This window comes from Pseudarthrobacter sp. 01T43 (assembly GCF_056398665.1).
Genome location: NZ_JBFTPV010000052.1, coordinates 1 through 2,874, shown reverse-complemented (window position 1 = coordinate 2,874; position 2,874 = coordinate 1). Strand labels below are relative to the sequence as shown.

The 2,874-nt window shown below is 62.0% G+C and carries 6 protein-coding genes; all 6 read right to left on the bottom strand.

The window, feature by feature from the left end:
- A partial coding sequence (gene rpmC / locus AC1DIM_RS19645) for a 50S ribosomal protein L29 (RefSeq protein ID WP_477712155.1) occupies positions 1 to 233 on the bottom strand: 233 nt, incomplete at its 3' end.
- Between the two features lie 2 nt (positions 234 to 235).
- Positions 236 to 652: a 50S ribosomal protein L16 gene (gene rplP, locus AC1DIM_RS19640; RefSeq protein WP_190987321.1), complete on the bottom strand. Its 417-nt coding sequence runs from the start codon at positions 650 to 652 to the stop codon at positions 236 to 238.
- A complete protein-coding gene (gene rpsC / locus AC1DIM_RS19635) occupies positions 653 to 1,486 on the bottom strand; it encodes a 30S ribosomal protein S3 (protein WP_190987322.1) in 834 nt (277 codons plus the stop codon). It abuts the gene before it with no gap.
- Positions 1,487 to 1,852 (bottom strand): 50S ribosomal protein L22, encoded by a 366-nt coding sequence (rplV, locus tag AC1DIM_RS19630; protein ID WP_003803798.1) that lies wholly within the window; start codon positions 1,850 to 1,852, stop codon positions 1,487 to 1,489.
- A 38-nt stretch (positions 1,853 to 1,890) separates the two neighbouring features.
- Entirely contained in the window at positions 1,891 to 2,172 is a 282-nt protein-coding gene (gene rpsS, locus AC1DIM_RS19625; protein ID WP_477712154.1) for a 30S ribosomal protein S19, read from the bottom strand.
- Between the two features lie 12 nt (positions 2,173 to 2,184).
- The coding region (gene rplB / locus AC1DIM_RS19620; RefSeq protein WP_477712153.1) for a 50S ribosomal protein L2 at positions 2,185 to 2,874 on the bottom strand (690 nt) is incomplete at its 5' end.

The following is a 2,874-nucleotide window of genomic DNA, read 5'->3' as shown; positions in this document are numbered from 1 at the left end:
GGTGCGGCAACCTCGGCACGAATGCCCAGCTCGCGCTCACGGAGAACGGTGTAGATGCGTGCGATGTCCTTCTTTACCGCGCGCAGGCGACCGTGGTTCTCCAGCTGACCGGTGGCGGACTGGAAACGCAGGTTGAACAGCTCTTCCTTAGCCTTACGGAGTTCTTCAACGAGGCGCTCGTTGTCGAACGTGTCCAGCTGTGCGGATGCCAGTTCCTTGGATCCTACTGCCATTTCTATTCACCACCTTCGCGACGCAAAATGCGTGCCTTCAACGGGAGCTTGTGGATTGCCAGGCGCAGGGCCTCGCGAGCTACCGATTCTTCGACGCCGGAGATCTCAAAGAGAACCCGTCCCGGCTTGACGTTAGCGACCCACCACTCCGGTGAACCCTTACCGGAACCCATGCGGGTTTCGGCGGGCTTCTTCGTGATCGGACGGTCCGGGTAAATATTGATCCAGACCTTGCCGCCACGCTTGATGTGGCGGGTCATCGCGATACGGGCAGACTCGATCTGACGGTTGGTTACGTATGCCGGGCTCAGGGCCTGGATACCGTACTCACCGAAGGAGACCTTGGTGCCGCCCGTAGCAGCGCCGGAACGACCCGGGTGGTGCTGCTTACGGTGCTTGACTCGACGTGGGATAAGCATTTAAGCCTGTCCTCCTTCTACTGCAGCGGGTGCAGCCTCAACTGCCGGAGCTTCGGCAGCCGGAGCTGCCTCTGCTGCCGGACGGTCGGTACGACGRCGGCGGTCACCACGGTCAGCGCCACCCGGGCGGCCCGGGCGRTCGCTSGGRCCRCGGCCGCGGGACGGAGCAGCAGCTGCCTGCTGAGCCAGTTCCTTGGCGGTGACGTCACCCTTGTAGATCCAGACCTTCACGCCGATGCGGCCGAAGGTGGTCTTGGCCTCGTAGAAGCCGTAGTCGATGTTCGCGCGGAGGGTGTGCAGGGGCACACGGCCTTCGCGGTAGAACTCCGAGCGGGACATTTCAGCGCCACCCAGTCGACCGGAGCAGGCGATACGGATGCCCTTGGCACCTGCACGCTGCGCGGACTGCATGGCCTTCTTCATCGCACGGCGGAAAGCCACGCGGGAAGTCAGCTGCTCAGCAACGCCCTGGGCAACAAGCTGAGCTTCCATCTCGGGGTTCTTGACCTCGAGGATGTTCAGCTGAACCTGCTTGCCCGTGAGCTTCTCAAGCTCGCCGCGGATGCGGTCTGCTTCAGCGCCGCGGCGGCCGATAACGATGCCGGGACGTGCCGTGTGGATATCCACGCGGACACGGTCACGGGTGCGCTCGATCTCAACCTTGGCGATACCGGCGCGCTCCATGCCCGTGGACATGAGCTGGCGGATACGGATGTCTTCGCGAACGAAGTCCTTGTACCGCTGTCCGGCCTTGGTGCTGTCAGCAAACCAGTGCGATACGTGATCGGTGGTGATGCCGAGTCGGAACCCGTGCGGGTTAACTTTCTGTCCCACTTAGCGAGCCTCCTCTTTCTCCGGGGTAGCGACTACCACGGTGATGTGGCTCGTGCGCTTCTTGATCTGAAATGCACGACCCTGGGCTCGCGGCTGGAACCGCTTCATGGTCGGGCCTTCATCAACAAACGCTTCGCTGATGATGAGGTCACCTTCGTCAAACGCAACACCGTCGCGGTCCGCGAGGACCCGGGCGTTGGAGATTGCCGACTGAACTACCTTGAATACCGGCTCTGAAGCTGCCTGCGGGGCAAACTTCAGAATTGCCAGAGCCTCATTCGCTTGCTTACCACGAACAAGGTTGACGACGCGCCGGGCCTTCATAGGCGTTACGCGGATGTGACGCGCAATTGCCTTGGCTTCCATTGCTTTCCTTCTCTCGTCTTTGACGTAAGTGCAGGCGCCTAGCGGCGCTTGCCCTTACGGTCGTCCTTGACATGGCCGCGGAATGTCCGCGTGGGAGCGAATTCGCCGAGCTTGTGCCCGACCATCGACTCRGTGACAAACACCGGAATGTGCTTGCGTCCGTCGTGWACGGCRATCGTGTGMCCSAGCATGTCSGGGAYGATCATCGAACGGCGGGACCAGGTCTTRATGACGTTCTTGGTGCCCTTTTCGTTTTCCCTGTCCACCTTCACAAAGAGGTGCTGGTCAACGAAAGGACCTTTTTTCAGGCTGCGTGGCATGTGTCCAGGCTCCTATCGCTTGTTCTTGCCAGTACGACGACGACGCACAATAAGCTTGTCGCTCTCTTTGTTCGGGCGGCGGGTGCGGCCCTCACGCTTACCGTTCGGGTTGACGGGGTGACGTCCACCGGACGTCTTACCCTCGCCACCACCGTGCGGGTGRTCAACCGGGTTCATGGCGACACCACGGACGGTCGGGCGAACGCCCTTCCACCGCATACGGCCGGCCTTGCCCCAGTTAATGTTCGACTGCTCGGCGTTGCCGACCTCGCCGATGGTTGCGCGGCAGCGCACATCAACGTTGCGGATTTCGCCGGAAGGCAGACGCAGCTGGGCGAAGCGGCCTTCCTTGGCAACAAGCTGGATCGATGCGCCGGCGGAGCGGCCCATCTTGGCGCCGCCACCCGGGCGCAGTTCAACTGCGTGGATGACGGTACCCACCGGGATGTTGAGCAGGGGCAGGTTGTTACCGGGCTTGATGTCAGCACCGGAACCTGCCTCTACAACGTCACCCTGGGCGAGCTTGTTCGGGGCGATGATGTAACGCTTGGTGCCATCAACGTAGTGCAGGAGGGCGATGCGAGCCGTGCGGTTCGGATCGTACTCGATTTCGGCAACGCGGGCGTTGACGCCGTCCTTGTCGTGGCGACGGAAGTCGATCAGACGGTACTGGCGCTTGTGGCCACCACCCTTGTGACGGGT